Source organism: Streptomyces sp. NRRL S-340, from assembly GCF_000720185.1.
Taxonomy (GTDB): Bacteria; Actinomycetota; Actinomycetes; order Streptomycetales; family Streptomycetaceae; genus Streptomyces.
Genome location: NZ_JOIY01000005.1, coordinates 76,409 through 101,013, shown reverse-complemented (window position 1 = coordinate 101,013; position 24,605 = coordinate 76,409). Strand labels below are relative to the sequence as shown.

Here is a 24,605-nt window from a genome sequence, read left to right as displayed (position 1 = left end):
CCCGCAACCCCCCGCGCCCGTACGCAGTTGCTTCCCTGTACCCCCTCTGCGACGGAGGCTTCCCTTGCGTATGACCGACATCCAGCGCTGCGAGGTCCGGCCCGGACTGCTGGTCGAGTGGACACTCGACCCGGCGGCCGTCGAGGCCGCGTCCGCTCTGCCCGACGATCACCGACCGCCGGCGTACATCCAGGAGTCGCACATCAGGACGGCCCGGGCCGTCCGCGAGGGCGGACTGTTCGTACCGACCTGGCTGGGCACCGCGTTCGACGTCCCCGGCAGAGTCGATCTGGACGCCCTCGGGGAGGCCCTGCGCGGCTGGATGCTCCGGCACGAGACGCTGCGCAGCGGCTTCCGCTGGGCCGGTGACGACATGCGCCGGTTCACGCTGGACGCCGGCGACGTGGCGCTGCGGCGTGAGACCGTCGGGTACTTCCCCGAGCCGGAGGCGCTGGCACGGCACCTGCAGGACCGTTTCGACGTGACGGCGGACGCGTTGCGCTGGCCGAACTTCCTCTTCTGCGCGGTCGTCAGGGACGACGGCGCGAGTGTCTACATGGCGTTCGACCACAGCAACGTGGACTCCTACTCCGTGCAGCGGATCCCGGCCGAGATCCATGAGCTGTACTCCGCCGGGAGGGCCGGCGAGCGTCCCGAGCCCGGGCCGGTCAGCAGCTATGTCGACTTCTGCCGGGCCGAGCGGGCGAGTGCCGACGAACTCGACGGCGCCGACGCCGTCGTGGAACGCTGGCGGGAGTTCATCGGCCGGTGCGACGGCCGGCTGCCGAACTTCCCGCTCGATCTCGGACTGGAGCCCGGCGGTCCGCTTCCCCGGCAAAAGCTCATGCACGAGATGCTCGTGAACGCCGGGGACGCGGCCGGATTCGAAGCGTACTGCCGCCCCTACGGCGGGAGCCTGGTCGGCGTCCTGGCCGCCACGAGTCTCATCGTGCACGAGATCGGCGGTCAGCCGGTCTACCGGACCGTCGTCCCCTTCCACACCCGCAGGAAGTCGCAGTGGATGGACTCCGTGGGGTGGTACGTCGGCGGCGCGCCGATCGAGGTCGACACCGCGGGCGCGGCGGACTTCCCCGCACTGCTGCGCACGGTGAGCGCGCAACTGCGCGCCAGCAGGTCCCTGGCCCGTATGCCGCTGGCCCGGGTGCTGCGCCTGCTGGGGTCCGACTTCCGGCCCACCTCCCCCGACCTGTACTCGATCGTCTCGTTCGTCGACGCCCGGCACATCCCGGGCTCCGAGCGCTGGTCGGAGCTGAAGGCCTACGGCCTGATCAGGGTGTCCTACGGCGACCAGGTGTGCGCGTGGGTCAACCGGCTGCACGAGGGGCTGCAGTTCGCGAGCCGCTATCCGGACACCGACATCGCGTACAAGAACATGCGGTTGTACGTGGAGCAGTTGCGGGAGGTGATCGTCTCGGTGGCCCGCTCGCAGGCCGGGTGAGGGCGCTCAGGCCGGCGGAGGTCCGCCGGGCAGCGCCAGTTCCGCCCAGATCACCTTGCCCTCGGGGGTGTACCGGGTGCCCCAGCGCTCGGTCGTCCGGGCCACGAGGAACAGGCCCCGGCCGCCCTCCTCGGTGGTCGCCGCGTAGCGCAGGTGCGGGGAGGCGCTGGTGCCGTCGGAGACCTCGCAGACGAGGGCGCGGTCGTGGATCAGGCGGACGTGGATGGGCGCGGAGCCGTAGCGGATGGCGTTGGTGACGAGTTCGCTGAGGACGAGTTCCAGGCTGAAGTCCAGGTCGGCCAGGCCCCACTCGTCGAGCTTGGCGCAGGCGGCGAGGCGGGTTTCCGCGACGGCGGCCGGGTCGGGCGGTACGTCCCAGTCGGCGATCCGCCCGGCGGGCAGCGCGCGGGTACGGGCGACGAGCAGGGCGACGTCGTCCCTGGGCCGGGCGGGCAGCAGCGCGTCCAGTACGGCCTGGCAGCTTTGTTCGGGCGTCCGCTCGGGGTGGCCCGCGAGGGCCTTGCGCAGCAGTTCCATCCCCTCGTCCAGGTCGCGGTGGCGGTCCTCGATCAGTCCGTCGGTGTACAGGACGATCTGGGTGCCCTCCTCCAGGTCCAGTTCGGCCGTGCGGAAGGGCATGCCGCCCAGCCCGAGCGGCGGCCCGGAGGGCAGGTCGGGGAAGTCGACACTGCCGTCCGGACGGACCAGCGCGGGCGCGAGGTGTCCGGCGCGTGCCATGGCGCAGCGCCGGCTGACGGGGTCGTAGACCGCGTACAGGCAGGTGGCACCGACGATGTCCGCGGCGTTCTCCGGGCAGGCCTCGTCCTGGTCGATGCGGCCGACCAGGTCGTCGAGGTGGCTCAGCAGTTCGTCGGGGGGCAGGTCGAGCGCGGAGAAGTTGTGCACGGCGGTGCGCAGGCGGCCCATGGTGGCGGCGGCGTGCAGCCCGTGGCCGACCACGTCCCCGACGACGAGCGCGACCCGGCCGCCCGGCAGGGGGATCACGTCGAACCAGTCGCCGCTGACGCCGGACTGGGCGGGAAGGTAGCGGTGTCCGGCCTCGACGGCGCCGTGGTCGGGCAGGGCCCGCGGCAGCAGGCTGCGCTGGAGGGTGACCGCCAGGGCGTGCTCGCGGGCGTAGCGGCGGGCGTTGTCGATGCTGACGGCGGCGCGGGCCACGAGTTCCTCGGCCAGAAACAGTTCCTCCTCCTCGAAGGGGCCGTGCTCCTTGGACCGCCAGAAGTTGGCCACGCCCAGCACGGCGCCGCGGGCCCGGATCGGCGCGGTGACGAGCGAGTTGATGCCGTGGTCCACGATGCGTCCGGCGCGTTCGGGATCCTGGGCCTGCCAGCCGGCCGCCGACGACAGGTCGGCCACCAGTTCGGGCCGGCCGCTGCTGAGGCCGCGGGCCTGCGGTGTGGAGGGCAGGAAGTCGATCAGCCGGCCCTGCTCGTAGAGCGGAGCGTCGTCCCGTACGCCGCGCACGGCGACGCGGCGCATGCCGGTGGCCGCGGGGCCCGGCTCCTCACCCCGCAGCACGGCGTCGTCGAGGTCTACGGTGACGAAGTCGGCGAAGCGGCCGGCGGTGACCTCGGCCAGTTCATCCGCGGTGCGCACGACGTCGAGGGTGGTGCCGATGCCCAGGCCGGCGTCGTAGAGGAGCCGGAGCCGTTCCCGTGCGGTCTCGGCCCGGCCGGCCAGTGCCTGCAGTTCGGTGGAGTCACGCAGGGTGACGACGGTGCCCGCGGGTCCTCCGTCACGGTCGGTGGGCCGCTGGTTGACGGCGAGCAGCAGCCCTCCGGCCAGGTGGACCTCGTCGGTGGCCTCCCGGCCGGAGGCGAGCAGCGCCACGGTCTCGGGCTGCAGTCCGGGCAGATGGCTCACGTTCCTGCCCTCCGCGTCCGGCGGGAGGCCGAGGAGCCGCCGTGCCTCGTCGTTGGCCAGCAGCAGCCGCCCGTCCTCGCCGACGATGAGCACCCCTTCGCGCACGGAGTGCAGGACCGCGTCGTGGTGGTCGTACATACGGGTCATCTCGTCGGGGCCGAGGCTGTGGGTCTGGCGGCGCAGCCGCCTGCCCACCAGCGCCGTCACGGCGGTGGCCACACCCAGCGCCACGGCTCCGGCGGTCAGGATGATCGGGATCTGCCGGTACACCTGCCCGGTGACGTGCTTGACCTTCAGCCCGGCGGAGACCAGGGCGACCACGTGGCCGCGGGTGTCCTCGACGGGGACGACGGCCTGCACCTCCTGCCCGAGCGGCCCGTGCACGCTCTCGGTGCGGACCTTCCCCTCCAGGGACGGTCCGATGGTGCCGACGAAGCGCTTGCCGATACGGTCGGGCAGGGGGTGGGTGTAGCGGATGCCGTGCGTGTCCATGACGACGATGAAGTCCACGCCCGCCGCGGTGCGTCCGGCCTCCGTCAGGGGCTGGAGCACGGCCGAGGGCGCGGGGGCGCGGAGCGCCGCCAGGAGGCCCGGGGAGTGCGCGAAGGTCTGGGCGACGGCCGTGGAGCGGCGCTGGGCCTCGGCGCTGGTGTCCCGCTGGGACTGCAGGACGAGGGCGAAGACGGCGCAGATCACCAGCAGCACCACGAGGGCCGCCTGCAGCACGAACACCTGTCCTGCGACGCTTCGCGGACTCTTTCCCACCAGCGACCGCCCCGATATCCGTCGAAGACGGGCAAAACGGTCTGCCATCCGGCCTTTGTAGCATCGACCCTCCCAAGTCGTCACGACCTGGGCGCATGATCCTTGGCCGGTACCACTTGGTGAGACGCGCCCGCCGCCCCGCTCGCGGCCCGGGCCTGGCGGCCGGGGGAAGGCTCACGGGGCGGGTCTCAGGACGCGGTGAGGTCGCGCAGCAGCGTGTCCAGGCGGTCGAGCACCCACGCCCAGGTCTCCTGGGAGTCGGGGGCGCTGTGCCGGAAGCCGCCGGCCAGCTCCAGGCTGACGTAGCCGTGGAAGACGCTGCCCAGCAGCCGGACGGCGTGGGTCTCGTCCGGTTCCGTCAGGCCGTATCCGCGCAGGATCGCCCGCGTCATCTGGGCGTGGCGCACTCCCGCGCTCCCGGCCGCGGTCTCCGCGTCCAGCGGCAGCCGTGCGGCGGCATAGCGGCCGGGATGCTCCCTGGCGTAGGCGCGGTAGACGTCGGCGTAGGCGGCCAGCGCCTCCTTGCCGGCCCGTCCGGCCAGGGCGTCGGCCGCCCGGTCGGCCAGTTCCTCCAGGGCGAGCAGGGCGATCCTCGTCTTCAGGTCCTGCGAGTTCTTCAGGTGCGAGTACAGGCTCGCCACCTTGACGTCGAACCGCCGGGCGAGCGCCGAGACGGTCACCTGGTCGAAGCCGACCTCGTCGGCCAGCTCCGCCCCGGCCCGGACCAGGCGGTCGGTGGTGAGTCCAGCGCGTGGCACAGTGATCCCTCCTGCTTCCTGAAGGGATTGTGCACATGCCTAAATACTTTAGGCAAGCAGGAGTGGGCGGCGGGGTCGCCCCAGGCCGCAGCCTTCACGCGAGACGGCCCCGCGGCCTCCGCACCGCGCCCGGTCAGTGCGGTGACCGGACACTCGCCCGGCGCCGTCATCTATGTTGACATACCTATAGCCTCATATATAAAGTCGCCCCGTGCCCGGACCCCGTACCCCCGCAGACAGCGCCGCCGCCGAACTCGCGGTCGCCGTGTCGGCGGTGCACCGGGCCCTGGACCACCGCATCCGCGCGGACTTCCCGCACGACAAACTCCCCGACGGCCAGCTCGCGCTCCTGCGGCTCACCGCCGAGCAGGAGGGCGTCACCGTGCGGGAAGCGGCCGGCATCCTGCTGATGAAGCCGAACAACGTCAGCGCGCTCGTCTCCCAACTCACCGGCCTGGGACTTCTGGAGCGCCGCTCCGACCCGGCCGACAAGCGCGTCGCCCACCTGTACTGCACGGATCTCGCGCGGGAGCGGCTCGCCGAGGCGGCAGCGCTCGCCGAGCGTCACCTCTCCGACGCCATGCGCCACCTCGGCGAGGGCGAGATGGCCGCGCTGGGCTCCGCCGTGGGCGCGCTGCGCTCGCTCGCCGCCCGCCTGCGGCCCGCCTGCGGCCAGGACTGAGCCGCGCCCTGCAGGGCGCCCCCCACTTCCGGGCCCGCTGCTTCCGGGCCTCCGGGTCTTCCGGGTCCTTTTCCCGCGCTTGTGCCGCCCCCATCCGCCGGCCGCGCTGCGGCACACCTGCCGCCGCGCCCGCGCCCCCTGTCCTCGTACGACACACGAAACAAGGCAGTCCTCATCATGTCCTCGTCCAGTGCGACCCTGCCGGCAGCTCCGCCCCAGCGGGCGGCGGGCCGCCGCGCCAATCCGTGGCTGACCCTCGTCGCCGTTGCGTTCGGCCTGTTCATGGTCGGTCTCGACGGGTCGGTGGTCTCCATCGCCAACCCCGAGATCGGCCGCGACCTTGACGCCACCACCGCCGACCTGCAGTGGGTGACCAACGCCTACCTGCTCGCGCTCGCCGCCGCGCTCATCCTCGGCGGCAAACTCGGCGACCGCTTCGGACGCCGCACCGTCTACCTCGCCGGTGTCGCCGGTTTCACCCTGGCCTCCGTCGCCATCGGACTGTCCGGCGCGATCGTCCCGGTCATCGCCTTCCGCGCGCTCCAGGGCCTCTTCGGCGCCCTGCTCATGCCCAACACGCTCGGCCTGCTCCGCGCCGTCTTCCCGCCGCGCAAGTTCGGCATGGCGGTCGGCATCTGGGCCATGGTCTCGTCCGTCTCCACCGCGCTCGGCCCGATCGTCGGCGGCCTGCTCGTCGAGCACGTCGACTGGGAATCGGTGTTCTACGTCAACGCCCCGATCGGCGTGGCCGCACTGGTCGTGAGCGCGCTGGTCCTGCCCCGGAGCCGCAACGACTCCGCGCGCGGCGAGAAGTTCGACATCCCCGGTGTACTGCTGCTCGCCGCCGGTGCGCTGCTCGTCGTCCTCGGCGTCGTCAAGGGCGAGACGTGGGGCTGGTCCTCGGCCGCCACACTCGGCTCGATCGGCGCCGGGATCGTCGCACTGCTGCTGTTCGGGCGGCACGAGACCCGCGTGGCCGCACCGCTGCTGCCCATGCGGCTGTTCCGCAACCGGGCCCTGACCATCGGTACCGTGATCACCGGGCTCAACTTCTTCGTCCTGCTGGGCTCCATCTTCTTCGTGATGCTCTACCTGCAGAACGTCCGCGGCTTCTCCCCGGTCGAGGCGGGCGTGCGGACCCTGCCGCTGAGTCTCGCCTCGGTCGTCGCCTCACCGCTCGGCGCCGCCCTGACCGAGCGTTTCTCCGCCCGGCTGACGATGCCGCTGGGCATGCTGCTGCAGGCGGCCGCCTCCTTCCTGATGCTCACCTGGAGCGCCGATTCCGGGTACGGGGCGCTGTGGCCGCCGTTCATCGCGCTGGGCCTGGGCGTCGGCATGGTGATGTCGGCCTCCTCGGACACCATCGTGGGCAACGCGCCGGTCGCGGACGCCGGGGTCGCGGGCGGGCTGCAGGCCACCTCGCTCCAGGTCGGCGGCGCGCTCGGGACGTCCGTCCTGGTGTCCCTGATCAGCAGCCGCGTCGGCGCCACGCTGGGTTCCGCCCTCACCTCGGCCGGGGTGCCGCAGGACACCGCACGGCAGCTCGAGGGCGCGAAGGACGCCGTCTCCATGGGGGTCGCCCCCGTGTCCGGCGCGATGCCCGGTCCGCTGAAGGAGGCGGTCGTGGCCGGCAGCGGCCAGGCCTTCGTCGGCGGTCTGCACACCGCGGCCCTGACCACGGGCGTGCTCTGCGCGGCAGGCGCCCTCACCGCCGTCCTCGGCCTGCGCGACCGAGGCGACCGCACCGGCAACAGGACCGACGACACGCACGGAAACGGCGAGCACGCCCTCGACCGCGAGCCCCGCACCGACCACGACCGCAGCCGAGGCCAGACCCGCAGGAGCTGACACCCCGTCGCGCGCCCCGCACGCCGAAGGGCCCTGTCCGCCGGGAGAACTTCCCCGGCGAACAGGGCCCTTGCGACACGGACCGCTAGTTGTCCGTGCCGACCGGGGAGCCGACGGCCGGTGGAGCGGTCATCAGCTTCCCGAACAAGGCCATGCACGTGGAACAGTGACCGGCCCGCTGCGCGCTCGCCCCGTCGACACGCCGGCCGAGCCGCTGGCCGCAGAGCGTGGTCACCGTGTTCTTGGCCATGACATGCCACACCAGTGCGCCGCCCGGTTTCTCGACTCCTGCACACATCTCATACATGATCGGCTCCCTTGATGGACGCCTCTCTCACTCCAGGAGACACCCGATCGGCCCTGGGCACGCTGCCGCAGACGGCCATTCGGGTGACGGCGCGGGGGCCGGGACCCGGCGGCGGGGCGGCCGGAACGCGGTGCCATCATGGGCGCCATGCGAAAAAGCGGTGCGATACGGACGGCCGCCGCGACGGTGGCCTGCGCGACCCTGGCGATCTGTCTGACCGGCTGCGGCAGTTCGGCCCGCCCGCACGGCAAGGGCGGCGCGAGCGGGCCGGGCGGCACGCCGCGCGCCGCGGCGCCGACGCGTGTCCCCGGCATCGGCGACGGGATGTGGCGGCGCGTCCCGGCCGGCACCCGCCAGGTGGTCGCCGTCTACGGCGCGGGCCCCGACTCCCCCGACTCGACGGTGAAGCTCTTCACCAGGACCGGCTCCCATTGGGAGCAACTGCGTTCCTGGGCGGCACACAACGGCAGGAAGGGCTGGACGACCGACCACCACGAGGGCGACCAGCGCACCCCGGTGGGCGTGTTCACCTTGAGTGACGCCGGCGGTGTGCTGGCCGACCCCGGGAGCCGGCTGCCGTACACCCGGTCCGCCTCGTTCCAGGCGCCGCACTACTGGAACAAGAACTCCTGGCACGACTTCGACTACGTCATCGCGATCGACTACAACCGCGTCCGGGGCACCGCGCCCAACGACCCCACGCGGCCCGAGGGACAGCGCAAGGGCGGCAGCATCTGGCTGCACATGGACCACGGCGGCGGCACGTCCGCGTGCGTGAGCCAGTCCGAGGACGCGATGCGCTACCTGCTGCGCACGCTCGACCCGCGCCTCCACCCGGTGGTGGTCATGGGCGACTCCCGCCACCTCGCCGCTTGACCGGGCTGCCCGACCGCCGCACGCCCTCCCGCCGGTGCCCGCCGCGGCCGGCACACGCCCGTCCGCCGGTCCCCGCCGGTGCAGGCGTCCACGAACCGGACGGACCGGCGACAAGGTGCCGGATGCATCTAACGTCTGGGGTGCCGATGAGACGGGGGCCGAACGCGTCGAGGGGAGCCCTGGGATGGCCGAGGAGACAACGGGACGACGGCCCGTGAAGGACGACGGGACGGCGGACCCGGGTGCCGTGGTGGCGCTCCGGGACGTGGGCGTGCGCCGGTACACGACCGACCAGGTGATCCTCGACGGCATCGACTGGACCGTCCGGCCCGGGGAGCACTGGGCGCTGCTCGGCGCGAACGGCGCGGGCAAGACGACGCTGCTGCGCCTGCTCGGCGCGCTGATGCACCCCACCACCGGCAGTGTGGAGGTGCTGGGCGCCCGGCTCGGCCGCGTCGACGTGCGTGAACTGCGGGCCCTCATCGGGCACGTCACCTCCGCGCAGCGCGTGCCGCAGGACCTCGGCGCACACACGGTCGTGCTGACCGGTCACACCGGCACGGTCCAGCCGCTGTGGCGGTCCTACGACGAGGAGGTGCGCGAGCGGGCGCACGAACTCCTCGCCGAGCTGGAGATCAAGGACCTGGCGGACCGGCCGTACGGGGTCTGCTCGGGCGGACAGCGGGCCCGTGTCCTCATCGCCAGGGCGCTGATGGCCGACCCCGCCCTGCTCCTGCTGGACGAGCCGTTCAACGCCCTCGACCTGCCCTCCCGCGAGGACCTCGTGGAGGCCATGCAGCGGCTGGCCGCGGGCCGCCCGCGACTGGCCACCGTGACGGTCACCCACCACCTGGAGGAGCTGTCCCCCGCCGTCGGCCACGCCCTGCTGCTGCGCGAGGGCAGGATCCTGGCCCGCGGGCCCGTGGCGGACGTGCTGACCGGTCCCTGGCTGACGTCCTGCTTCGGCCGGCCGATCGCGGTGAACCGGCACGAGGGCCGCTGGTGGGCCTACTCCGGTCGACAGGTCTGACCTGGGCGTGTGACCCTGGGTGACGGTCCGGGTCGTGACGGTCAGTGGCTCAGCGTGGCCGGATGCCGCTTTCCACTACCGGGAGTAACGTGATCAACTTTGGCTTCAGGTGCTCCCTACAGCCAAGTTGAGCGCTCCACTCCGTCCGACCCCCCGTGCGAGGATCCTCATGCCGTCCCAGGGCGATGCTCTGCAGCAAGCGCATTCTGAACACCAACAGCACATGCGGACGTGCCGCCAGTGCCGCGCGGACGGTGCGCCGTGCCCCGTCGCCAAGCACCTGCTGCGCCTGTACAACAACGCCCGGAGAGCGGCCGCCCGGGCCAACTGACCTGACACAGGCGGCGGCAGGCGCCGGGGTCCCGGTGCCTGCCGCCGCTTCTTCGTGCGCTCCGGACCCGGTCGGCGCGCCTTTTCCGGCCAAGTCACCCTGAACGGCGACGCGTTCCCCTCGCGTCCGCTTTCGGCCGACCGGGTGACCCTCCCCGGATGCCGGGCGCTGCCGCACGGAAATTGACCGCCCGGATCACCGGACGCGCCGCCCCGGTTCTCCCACATATCGCCATAAAACGTGTGTTATTCATTCATGCACACACCTACGCGGCGCACCTTGCTCAGTGCCTCGATCATGGCTGCCGGCTCAGGCCTCCTGGGAGCCTGCTCCGGGTCAGGCTCCCCGTCGGAGGCGGGTCCGCACCCGGGAACCGCCCGGGGCTCGGGCTCCGCACCGGGATCCGGCACCGCGGACGGCCGCTCCCGCCCCTTCGTGCCGAAGGGGCCCAAGGGGTACGTGAACCCGTCCGACCCCGAGGTGCTGGCCACCGAGCGCGAGCGCGGCACCGGGCCGGTGCGCACCTTCCGGTTCACGGCCGCGGAGACCACGTTCGACCTGGGCGGACGCTCCGTCAGGACGTGGGCGTACAGCGGTTCGGTGCCCGGCGGGGTGATCCGCGTGACCAGGGGCGACATCCTGGACCTCACGCTGGTCAACCGGCTCCCGGTGGCGACGACGCTGCACTCGCACGGGGTGCGCCTGCGCTGCGACATGGACGGTGTGCCGGGGCTCACGCAGGAGGGGATCAAGCCGGGCGAGGAGTTCCGCTACCGCTTCGCCGTCTCCTACCCGGGCACCTATCTCCTCCACTCCCACGAGGGCATGCAGCCCGACCGGGGGCTGTACGCGCCGTTGGTCGTGGACGACCCCAAGGAGCCCCTGTCCTACGACAAGGAGTGGGTCGTCGTCCTGGACGACTGGGTGGACGGGGTGGACGGCTCCACCCCCGACGGCGTACTGGCGCAGCTGCACGGCGGCAAGCGTCCGCCGATGAGCATGGACATGGGCGGCGGCTCCCAGCAGGAAGGTTCCGCCGGTCATCACGCCTCCGCCGGCCGCAGCGCGCCGTACGGGAAGTCGGGCGGCGGCCCCTCCCGCGTCCTGCGCCACTCCCACAGCCGTCTCCTGGACGGCATGGGCGGCAACGTCGACTTCCCGTACTACCTGGTCAACGGGCATCTGCCGCACTCCGCCCAGGTGTTCAGGGCCAAGCCGGGGGACCGCGTCCGGCTGCGGCTCATCAACGCCGGCGCCGACACCGCGTTCCGGGTGGCCCTGGGCGGCCACCGGATGACGGTGACGCACACCGACGGCTACCCCGTCGAGCCCCGCGACACGGACGCGCTGCTCATCGGCATGGCCGAGCGCTACGACGTGGTCGTCACCGTCAAGGACGGGATGTTCCCGCTGGTCGCCCTGGCCGAGGGCAAGGGAAGCAAGGCCAGGGCGCTGGCCGTGCTGCGCACCGACAAGGGCAAGGGGCTGCCCTCGCCCTCGGTGCACCCGGACGAGCTGGACGGCCGCCTCCTGCCCGCCCGGGCCCTGCGGCCGCACGAGTCGGTGGCCTTCCGCGACCGGGAACCGGACCGGCACATCCGTATCCGGCTCACCGGCAGCATGAAGAAGTACGACTGGGCCTTCGACCACCAGCCGTACTCCACCGAGCACCGCCATCCCGTCCGCAAGGACGAGCGGGTCCGGCTCACGCTGATCAACTCCACCGACATGTGGCACCCGCTGCACCTGCACGGCCACACCTTCGCGCTGGCCGGCCTCGGCGACATCGGCACGCGCAAGGACACCGCGATCGTGCTGCCGCACCGCAAACTCGTCGCCGACTTCGACGCCGACAACCCCGGCCTGTGGATGCTGCACTGCCACAACCAGTACCACTCCGAGTCCGGCATGATGACCATCCTCGGCTACCGCAAGTGACGAGCACCGCGGTCACGCCGGCGGAGCAGGCGCTGCGCGCTCCGCGGGCGGCGGGGCTGGCCGGGGTCCTGTTCGCGCTGCTGCTCGCGGCGGCCGTCGTACTGATCCGGCTGGGCCTGCCGGAGGGTGCCGACTCGGTCACCGCGCCGGCCCTGACCGACTCCACGCGGCGTGACGCGGTCCGGGCGGCGCTCGGTCTCGTGCCGCTGGCCGGGATCTTCTTCCTGTGGTTCGTCGGCGTGGTGCGCACCCATGTGGGAGCGGCCGAGGACAAGTTCCTGGCGACCGTCTTCCTGGGCAGCGGGCTGGTCTTCGTGGCCATGATGTTCGGGGCGGCCGCCGCGGCCACCGCCGCGCTCGCCACCGCGCGTGCGGCCGGCCCCGCGCCCTCCCCCGCCGCCTGGGAGTTCGGCCGCCGTCTGGCGTACGAGCTGATGACCGGGTACGCGATGCGGATGGCGGCCGTCTTCACCTGCTCCCTGTCGGTGATGGGACACCGGCTGCGGGTGCTGCCGCGGTGGCTGACCGTGCTGGGACTGCTGGCCGCGCTGACGCTGCTGTTCGCCTCCTCCCGGGTGCCCTGGGCCGAGCTGGCCTTCCCGGCCTGGGCGCTGGTGCTCAGCCTCCACGTCCTGGCGGCGGCCGGCCGCCGCGCCGGTCCCGCCGCCCCGGCGGCCTGAGAGCCGCGCAGCGGCCGCCGGCGCGTTCCCCGCGTACGGGTCCCGTGGGCCCGCGCGGGCGGATGGCCCGTCACTCCTACGGCGGGCTCCGGCGCGCGGCGGAGCCCTCGCGCTGTGGATCCTGTCGTGGGGGAGATGACCGCCGTCCGAGGGCGCCGCCGAGCGGGCGGCGCCCGAAGACCTGGCCGCCGGAAGGGCGGGTCGCCAATGAGGCTTGTCGTCGATCTGAACAAGTGCCAGGGCTATGCCCAGTGCGCCTTCCTCGCGCCGGACGTGTTCACGATGCACGGTGAGGAGTCGCTGGTGTACAGCCCGTGGGCCGACGACGAGCACCGGGAGAAGCTGGCCCGTGCCGTCGCGGCCTGCCCGGTGCAGGCGATCACCGCGGACGGCACGGACGGGGGCGGCGCGCGCTCCGCCACCGCCGGACAGGAGGCGTCCGATGCCCGCTGAGCAGTTCCACGAGTGGCTGCGCCGGGAGGGCCGGATCGTCGTCGTGGGTGCCTCGCTGGCGGGTCTGCGGGCCGCCGAGACCCTGCGCGCGGAGGGCTTCGCCGGGTCGCTGACCATGATCGGCGACGAGCCGTACGAGCCGTACGACCGGCCTCCGCTGTCCAAGGCGGTCCTGCTCGGCAAGGCGGCGCCGGACCGCACGGACCTTCCCCGTCGCGTCGACGTCGACGCGACGTGGCGGCTGGGCGTGGCCGCGACCGGACTCGACCTCGCGGGCCGGCGGGTCCGGCTCGCCGACGGCGACGAGGTGCCCTACGACCGGCTGCTGATCGCGACCGGGGTCCGGGCCCGGCCCTGGCCGAAGGAGGAGGAGGCCCAGCTCGACGGGGTCTTCGTGCTGCGCACCCGGGACGACGCCGTGCGGCTGCACCGGCGGCTGAAGGCCGCGCCGCGCCGGGTCTTCGTGATCGGCGCCGGGTTCACCGGGTCGGAGATCGCCTCCGCCTGCCGCGACCAGGGCATCCCCGTCACCGTGGCCGAGCGGGCGGACGCCCCGCTGGTGGGCGCGCTCGGCGGCGTGGTCGGGACGGTCGCCGCGGAACTGCACCACGACAACGGGGTCGACCTGCGCACCGGCGTCATGGTCACCGGTCTGGAGGGCAGTCCGGTCGGGCGGGTGCGGGCCGCCCACCTGTCCGACGGCAGCGTCGTCGAGACGGACGTCGTGGTGGTGTGCCTGGGCGCGACCCGCAACACCGACTGGCTGACCGGCTCCGGGCTCGGGGCCGGTCCGCGCGGCATCGCCTGCGACGCGGGGTGCCGGGCGTTCGACTTCCGGGGCATCGTCACCGACGACGTGTACGTGGCCGGGGACGTGGCCCGCTCCCCGCACCCGCTGTTCGGCTACCAGTTCCTGTCCCTGGAGCACTGGGGCAATGCCGTCGCGCAGGCCGAGGTGGCGGCGCACAACATGATCAGCGCCAGTTCCGACCGGCGACCGCACATCTGGGTGCCCGCGTTCTGGTCGTCGCAGTTCGGTGTGAACATCAAGTCCGTCGGCGTGCCGTCCATGGGCGAGCAGATCATGATCACCCAGGGTTCGCTCGCCGAGCGCCGCTTCGTGGGGGTCTACGGCTACCAGGGCCGGGTGATCGCGGCCGTGAGCTTCGACAACACGCGGTGGCTGGAGTTCTACGAGCGGCAGATCGAGATGGGCGCGCCGTTCCCGGTGGAGTACCCGACGCTGGACCGGCGGCCCGAGGGCCGCAGGCCGGTGCCGGCCGACTTCCCCGACCCGTCCCTGCCGACGCACGGCCCGACGGTGACCCTCAGCGGGTACTCACCGGCCGACCGGCGCATGGTCTTCACCCCGGCCCGCCACTGACCACCGCGCCGCCGGCCGGCGCCCCGCCCCTGCCCCACCCGAGGACACCCCGAGGACCTCCCATGACGCAACCGTCGCTCATGCGCCGGATCACCGACTTCTCCAGCCGCGCCAACCCGTATCCGCTCTACGCGGAACTGCGCAGGACGCCCGTGCTGCACGAGGAGGAGGGCGGCCCGTACGTCATCAGCTCCTACTACGACATCCTGGGCCTGCTGCACGATCCCCGGATCAGCTCCGACGCAGGCAAGCTCGCCGCGCCGGGCGCCGGCGAACTGTCGGAGCCGGAGGCGACGGGCCTGCCGCCGAGCTTCATCCGGCTCGACCCGCCCGAGCACGACCGGCTGCGGCGGATCGCCAACAGTTCGTTCGGGCCGCCGCACCGGCCGCACCGGATCGACTCCATGCGCGAGGAACTCGGACGTATCGTCGCCGAACTCCTCGACGGGCTCGGCGACGCCCGGCAGGTCGACCTCGTCGACCAGTTCGCGTACCCCTTCCCGGTGACGGTGATCTGCCGTCTCCTCGGGGTGCCCCGGGAGGACGAGCCGCGCTTTCGTGCCTGGGTCGACCCGATCGTCGCCGGCCTGGACCCGGACTCGCGCGACGATCCCGAGGCGCCGGTCCAGCGCGCCGCGCAGGAGGCGCGGCTCCAGCTCGGCATGTACCTGGCGGGACTGGCGGAGCAGCGCGCCAAGGAGCCCCGCGACGACATGCTGTCCGACCTGATGACCGGTCACGGCCCGGACGGGGCCATGTCGACGATGGAGGTGCTCAGCACGGCGGTGCTGCTGCTCATCGCGGGCCACGAGACGACGGTCAACCTCATCACCAACGGCATGCTCACCCTGCTGCGCCACCCGGAGCACCTGCGGCGGCTGCGCGAGGACCCCGGGCTCAGCGTCAACATCGTCGAGGAACTGCTCCGTTACGAGCCCCCGGTGCAGCTGGTGCCCTCGCGGACCTGCATCACGGACATCGAGCTGCGCGGGGTGACGATCCCCAAGGGCTCGCGGATCTGGCTCGTGCTGGGCGCGGGCAACCGGGACCCGGAGCGCTTCGAGGACCCCGACCGGTTCGACCCGGACCGCGGGGACATCCAGCACCTCGGGTTCGGCAGCGGTGTCCACGTGTGCTTCGGCGCGCCGCTGGCCCGGCTGGAGACGCAGATCGCCCTCACCGAGCTGGCCCGGCGCCTGGACAACCCCCGGCTCGTCGAGGACCCGCCGCCCTACCGGCAGAACGCGGTGTTGCGCGGCCCGCGGCACCTGAACGTCGCGATCGACGGCGTGCTGGCCTGACGAGCCCGGAAAGCTTCTGGACAACACAGAAAAATCAGACAAAATGAATGAGTATCCCCGTCGCGACTTCGAGGAGCCGCCCCCGCATGGCGTACGGAGCCCACCACAGCCCCACCCCGCCGCCGCACCCCGACCTGGACCTGGCTCGTGACTGCGAGCACTGTCTGGGCTGGGGGACCGTCGTCACCCAGGACGGTCAGCACGAGCTGTGCGACACCTGCCAGTTCGCCCCGGACGACGGCGGCCCGTCGCCCGGCCTGAGCGCGCGGCACCGGTCCCCCGGCTGACGGCACGGCTCCGTCCGGCGCGAGCGCACCGCCCCGGCGGTCCGCTCCGGCCGGTCCGGGGGTGATCCCGCTCCCGGCCGGCCCGGCAGCGCTTCTCCGCCCGGCACCGACAGCGCTGCTCCGTCCGAGTGGTGCAACCTCTCGCCCCGTCGTAGCGTCGTTGATGAGTTTCTGACGTCAACGGTTGGGAGCGGACATGGGCGAACACACAGTGAGGACCGCCGTCACGCTCGGTGCAGCCGTCCTGCTCACCGCGGGTCTGGGAACGGCCTCCGCGGCACAGGCGGCACCGGGGGGAGCGGGAGCCTCGCACACCACGCACCGGCAGCCCGTGTTCGTCGACTGCCTCTGGAAGCCGCAGACGCGCCCCGACGCGTTCATCCTGGCCTGCGGCGACGGCAACAGCCGCCTGTCCTCGCTGCACTGGACGAAGTGGAACGGCCGTTCGGCGGTGGCCGAGGGCGTCAACCTCGTCAACGACTGCAAGCCGTACTGCGCGGCCGGGACCTTCCACTCGTACCCGGTCGTCGTGCGCCTGGACCGTGCCGAGCCCTGGAAGAAGCACCCGCGGTTCGAGCACTTCACCCGGCTGAGCCTCGCCTTCCCCGGGCCCCGGCCGGACGGGTACGGGCGCGTGGTCACCTACTCCCTGTGGAACTGAGCCCGTGATGCACCCGATCACCAAGGGTCTGCTGGCGGGCGCCGCCGGAACGCTCGCGCTGGACGTGGTCACGTACGGCGACATGCTGCTGCGCGGGAGACCGTCCAGCAGCATCCCGGCCGAGGTCGCCGGCCGGCTCGCCGGCCGCGTCCGGATCCCGCTCGGCGGCGGTGAGGAGAAGGAGAACCGCACCCAGGCGGCCGGGGCGCTGATGGGCTACGCCACCGGGGTGGGCGCAGGAGTGGCCTACGGCCTGTTCGGCCACCGGCGCCCGGCGCTGTCCGGCTGGACGGCCGGGCCGCTGCTGGGCGCCGCCGTCATGGCCGGAGCCAACGCGCCCGCGACCGTCCTGCGGCTGACCGACCCCGCTTCGTGGGACCTGGCGTCCTGGGTGTCCGACGTCGTGCCGCACCTGGTGTACGGCCTGACCACCACGGCGGCGTACCGGGCCATGCGCTGACCGGCGGGCGCCGGCACCGGGCGGCCGCCCGGTCCACGAGAGCGGGGAAGCACCGTGATGTTGCGCATCGGGGCCGAGGAGGAGTTCCACCTCGTGGAGGCCGGGAGCGGACGGCTGGTGCCCAGGGCCGGCGACGTCCTCGGCCGGCTGGCCGGACCGGGGTTCGCGCCCGAGCTGCAGCGGTCGGTCGTGGAGAGCAACAGCGGGGTGCACGACACCCTGGACGGCCTGCTCGCCGACCTGACCGCGTCCCGGCACCGGCTCGCCGCGACGGCCTCCCCGCTCGGACTGGCCGTGGTCGCCGCAGGCACCGTCCCGCTGGCCGTGCTCACCCCGGGCGACGTCACCGACGACCCGCGCTACCGGGCCATGGCCGAGCGGTACCGGCGGGTCGCCGACGAGCAGCTGGTCTGCAGCGCGCAGGTGCACGTCGACGTACCCGACCGCGACACGGCCGTGCGCGCCATGTGCCTGGTCGCGCCCTGGCTCCCCCCGCTGCTGGCGCTCTCCGCCAGCTCCCCGTTCTGGCTGGGCGCCGACACCGGTTACGCGAGCTGGCGGACGATGCTGTGGCAGCGCTGGCCCACCGCAGGGCCGGCCGGCTGCCACTCCGGTGCCGCCTCCTACGACGCCCTGCTGGGGGACCTGATCCGCTCCGGGGTCATCAGCGACCCGGGAATGGTCTATTACGACGTCCGGCCCTCCGCACACCTGCCGACGCTGGAACTGCGCATCTGCGACGCCTGCCCGCGGGTGACGACGGTGGTGCTGGTGGCCGGGCTCTTCCGGGCGCTCGTCCACGACGCCTGCGCCCTGCTCGCCCGGCGCGACCCGCCCGGGTGCGACGGTCATCACGAGTGGCTGCGGGCCGCCACCTGGCAGGCGGCGCGCTCGGGCCTCGAAGGCCCGCTGGTCGATCCGGTCACCCGCCGTGCCGCCCCCGCCCGGACGGTCCTGACGGGCATGCGGGCCCGGTTCCGTCCGGCGCTGGAGGCGTCCGGCGACTGGGACACCGTCCGTGAACTGCTGGACGCGGCCCTGGCCGACGGCAGCGCCGCGCGGCGGCTGCGGTGCAGGGCCGAACAGCTGGGCCAGGCCGCCGCCGTACGGCTGCTGGCCGCCGAGACCCGCGGTGCCGCGGCCCGGCCCGCCGCGGCTGCCCGCCCGGGCGGCCACGGCCGTTCCGCGGGCGCCGCCGCCTCCCGCCCGCTCGCGCCGGGCCCCGGTACCGGCCGGGGGACGTGAGCGGCGGACTTCGCCCCGGCACTCCCCGCCGGGGCGTTTCGGAACGCGCCGGACGGGCAACTCCTTGTGTCGAGCGCGCTGCAGCCCGGGGAGTCGCCATGTGGAAGCGCAGGAAGGGCGTACGGTCCGCCGTACCCGTGCCGCTGGAGCTGTGCGACCTGTGCGCCCTGACCTTCCCGGCGGACGAGGCGGTGCGGGGGTACGTGCCGGACTCGTCCGCCGTGCACCCCACCGGGGACTGGTTCGACGGGCTGCGCCTGGTCACCGCGTGCAGTGAGACGCACTTCGCCGCCGTCCAGGAGCGCTACCGCCACCGCCCCTTCGTCCAGGAGGAACTCTGGGCGGCGAAGATCGACCGCGCTCTGAGCGGCGGCACCCCGGTGCTCACCATGGGGCAGCTCGGCTGCCGCACGGGCCTGCACGCACCGGAGATCCGGCGCGCCATCGCCTGGCACAACGCGCACCGGCCGCACGGCCCGCAGCCCTGACGGGCCGGGCACCCAGGACCCGGTTTCGCAGACCTGCCCGGCGGGCACCCGGGGCGGGCCCGTCGGCCGCACCGCCCCGGACGGCGGAGCGTGCCCTACGGGCGCCGAGCGAGGAGGCCGCACATGAGCGAGCGCGACACCGCGGCGGTGGGCCGGGCGGAGGGCGGCCGGCCGGCCGCGTCCGGCGGCCTGCTGTCCGGACCGCAGCCCGACGTGGCCCGGGCCGCCGGATACCCCGACGCCCCGCCGCGGATGGGCTTCTTCACCGACACCTCCGTCTGCATCGGGTGCAAGGCGTGCGAGGTGGCGTGCAAGGAGTGGAACTTTGTGCCCGAGGACGGGCGGGGACTCACCGGCATGTCCTACGACAACACGCGCGGCCTGGGCGCGAACACCTGGCGGCACGTGGCCTTCATCGAACAGACGAGGCCGGCCGGCCCCGCGGAAGGCGCGGCGGGCGCCGAGGGGTTCGACGTGTTCGAGGCCGCCCGCGCCCTGGACACCCCCCGGGCCGCCCCGGCTCCACCTGCTTCTCCGGTCCCCCCTGGTCCCCCGGTGTCCCCGCCCACCCCCGACGGGCGGACGGAGCTGCGCTGGCTGATGTCCTCCGACGTCTGCAAGCACTGCACTCACGCGGCCTGCCTGGACGTCTGCCCCACCGGAGCGCTCTTCCGCACCGAGTTCGGCACCGTGGTGGTCCAGGAGGACGTGTGCAACGGCTGCGGGTACTGCGTGCCGGCCTGCCCCTACGGGGTCATCGACCAGCGTGAGGAGGACGGCCGGGTCTGGAAGTGCACCCTGTGCTACGACCGGCTCGGGGTCGGCATGGAACCGGCCTGCGCGAAGGCGTGCCCCACCGAATCCATCCAGTTCGGCCCGCTGGAAGAACTGCGGGAGCGGGCCGCCGACCGGGTGGAGCGGCTGCACGCGGCCGGCGTCACCGGGGCCCGGCTCTACGGCGAGAGCCCGCAGGACGGGGTCGGCGGCGACGGCGCGTTCTTCCTGCTGCTCGACGAGCCGGAGGTCTACGGGCTGCCGCCCGACCCGGTGGTCACCACCCGCGACCTGCCGGCGATGTGGAAGCACGCGGCGATGGCCGCCGCCTCGCTCGCCGCCCTGGGCGTCGCGAGCTTCGTGAGGAGGCCCCGATGAGCGGACCGGGCGACGCGAGGCGGACGGGACCGGACGGCGGGCGGGATCCAGGCGCGAGCGACGGAACGGACGGCGGAGCGGCCGTGACCCGCGGCGGTGTCCAGGGCGCGCGCCCCGGCCGGCAGGCCCCGGCGCCCGCACCGGCCGGCCGGCCGGGACACACGGACCGCTCCGGGCGCACCGGCCGGTCCGGACGCGGCCGGCGCGGGCGCGGCGAGCAGCCGGTGGTGCCCGACGCGGCGTTCTCCTCGTACTACGGCGAACCGGTCCTGAACAAGCCCACCTGGAAGCCTGTCGACATCGCCGGGTACCTCTACCTCGGCGGGCTGGCGGGCGCGTCGTCCCTGCTGGCGGCGGGCGGGCAGGGCACCGGGCGGCCGGATCTGGCGCGGGTGGCGAAGCTGGGCGCGGCGGGTGCCATCAGCCTGTCCCTGGGCGCGCTGGTGCACGACCTCGGCAGGCCCGCGCGCTTCCTGAACATGCTCCGCGTGTTCAAGCCCACCTCTCCGATGAACACGGGCTCGTGGCTGCTGGCCGGGTACGCGCCGCTGACCCTGGCCGCCGTCGCCGCCGACCTCACGGGCCGCGCGCGGTTCGCCGGGGCGGGCGCCACCGCCGGGGCCGCCGTGCTGGGTCCGGCGGTGGCCACGTACACGGCCGTGCTGCTCTCCGACACGGCGGTGCCGTCGTGGCACGAGGGCTACCGGGAACTGCCGTTCGTCTTCGCGGGGTCGGGGGCGAGCGCGGCGGCCGGGCTGGCCCTCCTCTGCGCGCCGCTGCGGCAGGCCGGACCCGCGCGCCGGATGGCCGTGCTGGGCGCCGCGCTGGAGCTGGGCGCCTTCCGGCGGATGAAGCGCGGGATGGGCCTGGCGGCCGAGCCGTTCGAGCAGGGCCGGCCGCACCGGCTGCTGCGGGCGGCGGAGCTGCTGACCGCGGGCGGCGCCGCGCTGGCGGCGTACGCGGGCAGCGGCACCGGGCGGCGCGGGCGCGGCGGCCGGGTGCCGGCGGCGGTCGCGGGGGTGGCGCTGCTGACGGGTTCGGCCGCGCTGCGCTTCGGGGTGTTCCACGCCGGCGTGGCCTCGGCCGAGGATCCCCGCTACACGGTCGTACCCCAGCGCGAGCGGCTGCGCGCCCGCGCCGGCTGACGGCGGCACGGCTGGCGGCGGCACGGCCCCCGCCGTGCCGCCGCCGGACGGGTGACCGGCCGGCGGCCGGACGTGACGGATGAGCGCCCGGGGCCGTACGGCCCCGCACCCCGCCGCCGCGGATCCGGTTTCACCGGGCACGGGCGGGGTACCCCGCAGCAACCGCGCCGCTCCACGGAGCGCCGTAACCGGAGAGGAGGGCCAGGTCATGGGTGTACGCACCTGGATCGACTCCTGGCCGGTCTACCGCCAGCTCACCGGCACCGACCCGCTGGGCCGGGGCGCCGCGGCCAAGAGCGGGCCCACCGCGCGGCTCACCCCCCGGGTCGCCTCCGCCGACCGGGTCGTGAAGTCGGTCTGCCCCTACTGCGCCGTGGGCTGCGGCCAGAACGTGTACGTCGAGGACGAGCGGGTCACGCAGATCGAGGGCGACCCCGACTCCCCGATCTCGCGCGGGCGGCTGTGTCCCAAGGGCTCGGCCAGCCTCCAGCTGACCACCGGGAGCGCCCGCGAGCACCACGTGCTGCACCGGCGTCCGCACGGCACCGAGTGGGAGCGCCTGGACCTGGACACGGCGATGGACATGATCGCCGACCGGGTCATCGAGGCGCGGCGCACGGGCTGGCAGTGGGAGGTCGACGGCACGCGCACCCGGCGCACGCTCGGCATCGCCAGTCTGGGCGGAGCGACGCTGGACAACGAGGAGAACTACCTCATCAAGAAGCTCTTCACGGCGCTCGGGGCGATCCAGATCGAGAACCAGGCGCGTGTTTGACACTCCTCCACCGTTCCCGGTCTGGGAACCTCGTTCGGCCGCGGCGGCGCGACCACCTTCCAGCAGGACCTGCAGAACGCGGACTGCATCGTCATCCAGGGCTCGAACATGGCCGAGTGCCATCCGGTCGGGTTCCAGTGGGTGATGGAGGCCAAGGCGCGCGGCGCCAAGGTGATCCACGTGGACCCGCGGTTCACCCGCACCAGCGCGCTCGCGGACGTGCACGTGCCGCTGCGCGCGGGCTCGGACATCGCCTTCCTCGGCGGGATCATCAACCACGTGCTGAGCACCGGCGCGTACTTCCGTGACTACGTCGTCGCGTACACCAACGCGCCGGTGGTGCTGCGGGAGGACTTCCGCGACACCGAGGACCTGGACGGGGTGTTCTCCGGGCTGGATCCCGACAGCCGCAGCTACGACAACACGAGCTGGCAGTACGAGGGCACCGAGATGCAGGCGGCCTCCGGACAGCGCGACGAGGAGTACGACAAGCGCACCGGCGGCGCCCCGGTCAGCGAGGCGGCGGGCAGCGAGTCCCACGGCTCGGGCGGCCCCGCCATCGGCGAGGACGAGCCCGAACGGGACGAGACCCTGAGCCACCCGCGGTGCGTGTTCCAGGTGCTCAAACGGCACTACGCCCGCTACACGCCCGAACTGGTGGAGCGGATCTGCGGGGTGCCGCAGGACCTGTTCCGGCAGGTGTGCGAGCTGGTCACGGAGAACTCCGGGCGCGAGCGGACCACCGCGTTCGCCTACTCGGTGGGCTGGACCCAGCACACCGTGGGGGTGCAGTACATCCGGGCCGCCGCCGTGCTGCAGAGCCTGCTCGGCAACATCGGCCGGCCGGGCGGCGGCATCATGGCGCTGCGCGGGCACGCCTCCATCCAGGGGTCGACCGACATCCCCACCCTGTTCAACCTGCTGCCCGGGTACATCCCGATGCCGTACGCGCACCGCAACGAGGACCTGGACGCCTTCGTGCGCGGCGAGGCCGCCCGCAAGGGCTACTGGGGCAACATGCGCGCCTACATGGTGAGCCTGCTCAAGGCCTACTGGGGTGAGGCGGCGACGGCGGAGAACGACTTCTGCTTCGACTACCTGCCGCGTCTGACCGGCTCGCACTCCACCTACGAGACGGTGACGGCCCAGCTGGAGGGGGTCTGCAAGGGTTACTTCCTCATGGGTGAGAACCCGGCGGTCGGTTCGGCCAACTCCAAGCTGCAGCGGCTGGGCATGGCCAACCTGGACTGGCTCGTCGTACGGGACTTCTCCCTGATCGAGTCGGCCACCTGGTGGAAGGACGGCCCGGAGATCGAGACCGGCGAGCTGCGCACGGAGGACATCGGCACGGAGGTGTTCTTCCTGCCGGCCGCCGCACACACCGAGAAGGACGGCAGCTTCACCAACACGCAGCGGCTGCTGCAGTGGCACCACCAGGCCGTCGAGCCGGCCGGGGAGGCGCGCAGCGACCTGTGGTTCACCTACCACCTGGGGCGGATCATCCGGGAGAAGCTGGCCGGGTCGGCCGATCCGGTGGACCGGCCGGTGCTGGACCTGACGTGGGACTACGCGACGAAGGGCGAGCGGGCCGAGCCCGACGCGGAGGAGGTCCTGGCGGAGATCAACGGCCGCGACGCCGAGGGCCGGCCGCTGGCCTCGTACGAGCAGCTGGCGTCCGACGGCTCCACCGTCTGCGGCTGCTGGATCTACTGCGGGGTGTACGCCGACGGGGTGAACCAGGCGGCGCGGCGCAGGCCCGGCGGCGAGCAGGACTGGGTGGCGTCCGAGTGGGGGTGGGCGTGGCCCGCCAACCGCCGCATCCTGTACAACCGGGCGTCGGCGGACCCGGACGGCAGGCCGTGGAGCGAGCGCAAGGCGCTCGTGTGGTGGGACGCCGACGCGGGCGAGTGGACCGGCCACGACATCCCCGACTTCAAGAAGGACAAGGAGCCCGGCCACCGGCCCCCGCCGGACGCCACCGGCCCCGAAGCACTCTCGGGCACCGACCCGTTCGTCATGCAGGCCGACGGGAAGGCCTGGCTGTACGTGCCCTCCGGGCTCACCGACGGGCCGCTGCCGACCCACTACGAACCGCAGGACTCGCCCGTCCCGAACCTGCTGTACAGCCGGCAGCGCAACCCGGTGCGGCAGGTCATGCCGTCCGTCCCGGACAACCGTTACCAGCCCAGCGGCGACGAGCCCGGCTCGCAGGTGTACCCGTACGTGGCCACCACCTACCGGCTCACCGAGCACCACACGGCGGGCGGCATGTCCCGCTGGCAGCCCTACCTGGCGGAGCTGCAGCCGGAGTTCTTCTGCGAGGTGTCGCCGGAACTGGCCGCCGAGCGCGGGCTCGAACACACCGGGTGGGCGACGATCGTCAGTGCCCGGGGGGTCGTCGAGGCGCGGGTGCTGGTGACCGGCCGCGTGCCGCCGCTGAGGGTGCACGGCCGCACCCTGCACCAGGTGGGGCTGCCCTACCACTGGGGCCCCAACGGCCTCAGCACGGGTGACGCCGCCAACGAGCTGGTGCATCTGTCCCTGGACCCCAACACGCACATCCAGGAGACCAAGGCGTTCGCCGTCGACATCCGGCCCGGGCGCCGCCCCCGCGGCCCGGCCGCACCGGCGCTGGTGCGCGCCTACCGGCAGCGGGCCGGCATCGACGACCGCACCGGGACCGAGCCCTGACCGGC

21 protein-coding genes are annotated in these 24,605 nt (G+C 73.4%); 18 read left to right on the top strand and 3 right to left on the bottom strand.

Annotated features, from left to right (window positions below; all coding sequences use genetic code 11):
* Positions 1–64 precede the first annotated feature (64 nt).
* Positions 65–1,459, top strand: coding sequence for a condensation domain-containing protein (locus IG64_RS05155; RefSeq protein ID WP_037852422.1), 1,395 nt, complete (start codon positions 65–67; stop codon positions 1,457–1,459).
* 6 nt (positions 1,460–1,465) lie between these two features.
* On the opposite strand, the gene IG64_RS05150 is transcribed toward IG64_RS05155, so the two are convergent.
* Positions 1,466–4,156: a SpoIIE family protein phosphatase gene (locus IG64_RS05150; protein ID WP_078883802.1), complete on the bottom strand. Its 2,691-nt coding sequence runs from the start codon at positions 4,154–4,156 to the stop codon at positions 1,466–1,468.
* Between the two features lie 140 nt (positions 4,157–4,296).
* Positions 4,297–4,866, bottom strand: coding sequence for a TetR/AcrR family transcriptional regulator (locus tag IG64_RS05145; protein ID WP_037852417.1), 570 nt, complete (start codon positions 4,864–4,866; stop codon positions 4,297–4,299).
* Positions 4,867–5,077: 211 nt separating this feature from the next.
* Between IG64_RS05145 and IG64_RS05140 the strand changes: the two genes are divergently transcribed.
* Together IG64_RS05140 and IG64_RS05135 are read left to right on the top strand one after the other, a co-directional pair.
* Positions 5,078–5,548 (top strand): MarR family winged helix-turn-helix transcriptional regulator, encoded by a 471-nt coding sequence (locus IG64_RS05140; protein WP_037852415.1) that lies wholly within the window; start codon positions 5,078–5,080, stop codon positions 5,546–5,548.
* A 177-nt stretch (positions 5,549–5,725) separates the two neighbouring features.
* Positions 5,726–7,396: an MFS transporter gene (locus IG64_RS05135; RefSeq protein ID WP_078883801.1), complete on the top strand. Its 1,671-nt coding sequence runs from the start codon at positions 5,726–5,728 to the stop codon at positions 7,394–7,396.
* Positions 7,397–7,481: 85 nt separating this feature from the next.
* Here IG64_RS05135 and IG64_RS05130 read toward each other — a convergent pair whose 3' ends face one another.
* A complete protein-coding gene (locus tag IG64_RS05130) occupies positions 7,482–7,694 on the bottom strand; it encodes a hypothetical protein (protein ID WP_234438393.1) in 213 nt (70 codons plus the stop codon).
* Positions 7,695–7,850: 156 nt separating this feature from the next.
* Between IG64_RS05130 and IG64_RS05125 the strand changes: the two genes are divergently transcribed.
* The 15 genes from IG64_RS05125 to fdh all read left to right on the top strand — a co-directional run bounded on the left by IG64_RS05125 (position 7,851) and on the right by fdh (position 24,600).
* Positions 7,851–8,579: a L,D-transpeptidase family protein gene (locus tag IG64_RS05125; protein ID WP_078883813.1), complete on the top strand. Its 729-nt coding sequence runs from the start codon at positions 7,851–7,853 to the stop codon at positions 8,577–8,579.
* A 184-nt stretch (positions 8,580–8,763) separates the two neighbouring features.
* Positions 8,764–9,609 carry an ABC transporter ATP-binding protein gene (locus IG64_RS05120; RefSeq protein ID WP_051812362.1) on the top strand — a complete coding sequence of 282 codons (846 nt, stop codon included), beginning with the start codon at positions 8,764–8,766 and terminating at the stop codon, positions 9,607–9,609.
* Positions 9,610–10,195: 586 nt separating this feature from the next.
* Positions 10,196–11,878 carry a multicopper oxidase family protein gene (locus IG64_RS05115; RefSeq protein WP_037852408.1) on the top strand — a complete coding sequence of 561 codons (1,683 nt, stop codon included), beginning with the start codon at positions 10,196–10,198 and terminating at the stop codon, positions 11,876–11,878.
* The gene (locus IG64_RS05110; RefSeq protein WP_037852406.1) at positions 11,875–12,558 is read left to right on the top strand and encodes a hypothetical protein; all 684 of its coding nucleotides are present in this window, start codon (positions 11,875–11,877) and stop codon (positions 12,556–12,558) included. The genes IG64_RS05115 and IG64_RS05110 overlap by 4 nt, the downstream gene beginning before the upstream one ends.
* Before the next feature lie 207 nt (positions 12,559–12,765).
* Complete coding sequence (locus IG64_RS05105; protein WP_037852404.1) at positions 12,766–13,011, top strand: ferredoxin; 246 nt, start codon at positions 12,766–12,768, stop codon at positions 13,009–13,011.
* Complete coding sequence (locus IG64_RS05100; RefSeq protein WP_037852402.1) at positions 13,001–14,395, top strand: NAD(P)/FAD-dependent oxidoreductase; 1,395 nt, start codon at positions 13,001–13,003, stop codon at positions 14,393–14,395. Before IG64_RS05105 ends, IG64_RS05100 begins: the two co-directional genes overlap by 11 nt.
* 62 nt (positions 14,396–14,457) lie before the next feature.
* Positions 14,458–15,696, top strand: coding sequence for a cytochrome P450 (locus IG64_RS05095; RefSeq protein ID WP_037852401.1), 1,239 nt, complete (start codon positions 14,458–14,460; stop codon positions 15,694–15,696).
* A gap of 86 nt (positions 15,697–15,782) precedes the next feature.
* Positions 15,783–15,983 carry a hypothetical protein gene (locus tag IG64_RS05090; RefSeq protein ID WP_037852400.1) on the top strand — a complete coding sequence of 67 codons (201 nt, stop codon included), beginning with the start codon at positions 15,783–15,785 and terminating at the stop codon, positions 15,981–15,983.
* A 196-nt stretch (positions 15,984–16,179) separates the two neighbouring features.
* A complete protein-coding gene (locus tag IG64_RS05085; protein WP_037852399.1) occupies positions 16,180–16,644 on the top strand; it encodes a hypothetical protein in 465 nt (154 codons plus the stop codon).
* Positions 16,645–16,651: 7 nt separating this feature from the next.
* The gene (locus tag IG64_RS05080; protein WP_037852398.1) at positions 16,652–17,104 is read left to right on the top strand and encodes a hypothetical protein; all 453 of its coding nucleotides are present in this window, start codon (positions 16,652–16,654) and stop codon (positions 17,102–17,104) included.
* 57 nt (positions 17,105–17,161) lie between these two features.
* Complete coding sequence (locus IG64_RS05075; protein ID WP_078883800.1) at positions 17,162–18,349, top strand: carboxylate-amine ligase; 1,188 nt, start codon at positions 17,162–17,164, stop codon at positions 18,347–18,349.
* A 98-nt stretch (positions 18,350–18,447) separates the two neighbouring features.
* Complete coding sequence (locus tag IG64_RS05070; RefSeq protein ID WP_037852396.1) at positions 18,448–18,837, top strand: hypothetical protein; 390 nt, start codon at positions 18,448–18,450, stop codon at positions 18,835–18,837.
* A 123-nt stretch (positions 18,838–18,960) separates the two neighbouring features.
* Positions 18,961–19,989: a 4Fe-4S dicluster domain-containing protein gene (locus IG64_RS05065; protein WP_051812360.1), complete on the top strand. Its 1,029-nt coding sequence runs from the start codon at positions 18,961–18,963 to the stop codon at positions 19,987–19,989.
* Positions 19,990–20,213: 224 nt separating this feature from the next.
* Positions 20,214–21,134, top strand: a complete 921-nt coding sequence (gene nrfD / locus IG64_RS05060; RefSeq protein ID WP_037852603.1) for an NrfD/PsrC family molybdoenzyme membrane anchor subunit — start codon at positions 20,214–20,216, stop codon at positions 21,132–21,134.
* Between the two features lie 208 nt (positions 21,135–21,342).
* Positions 21,343–24,600, top strand: a complete 3,258-nt coding sequence (gene fdh / locus IG64_RS05050; RefSeq protein ID WP_199811508.1) for a formate dehydrogenase — start codon at positions 21,343–21,345, stop codon at positions 24,598–24,600.
* The last annotated feature ends 5 nt before the right edge of the window (positions 24,601–24,605 follow it).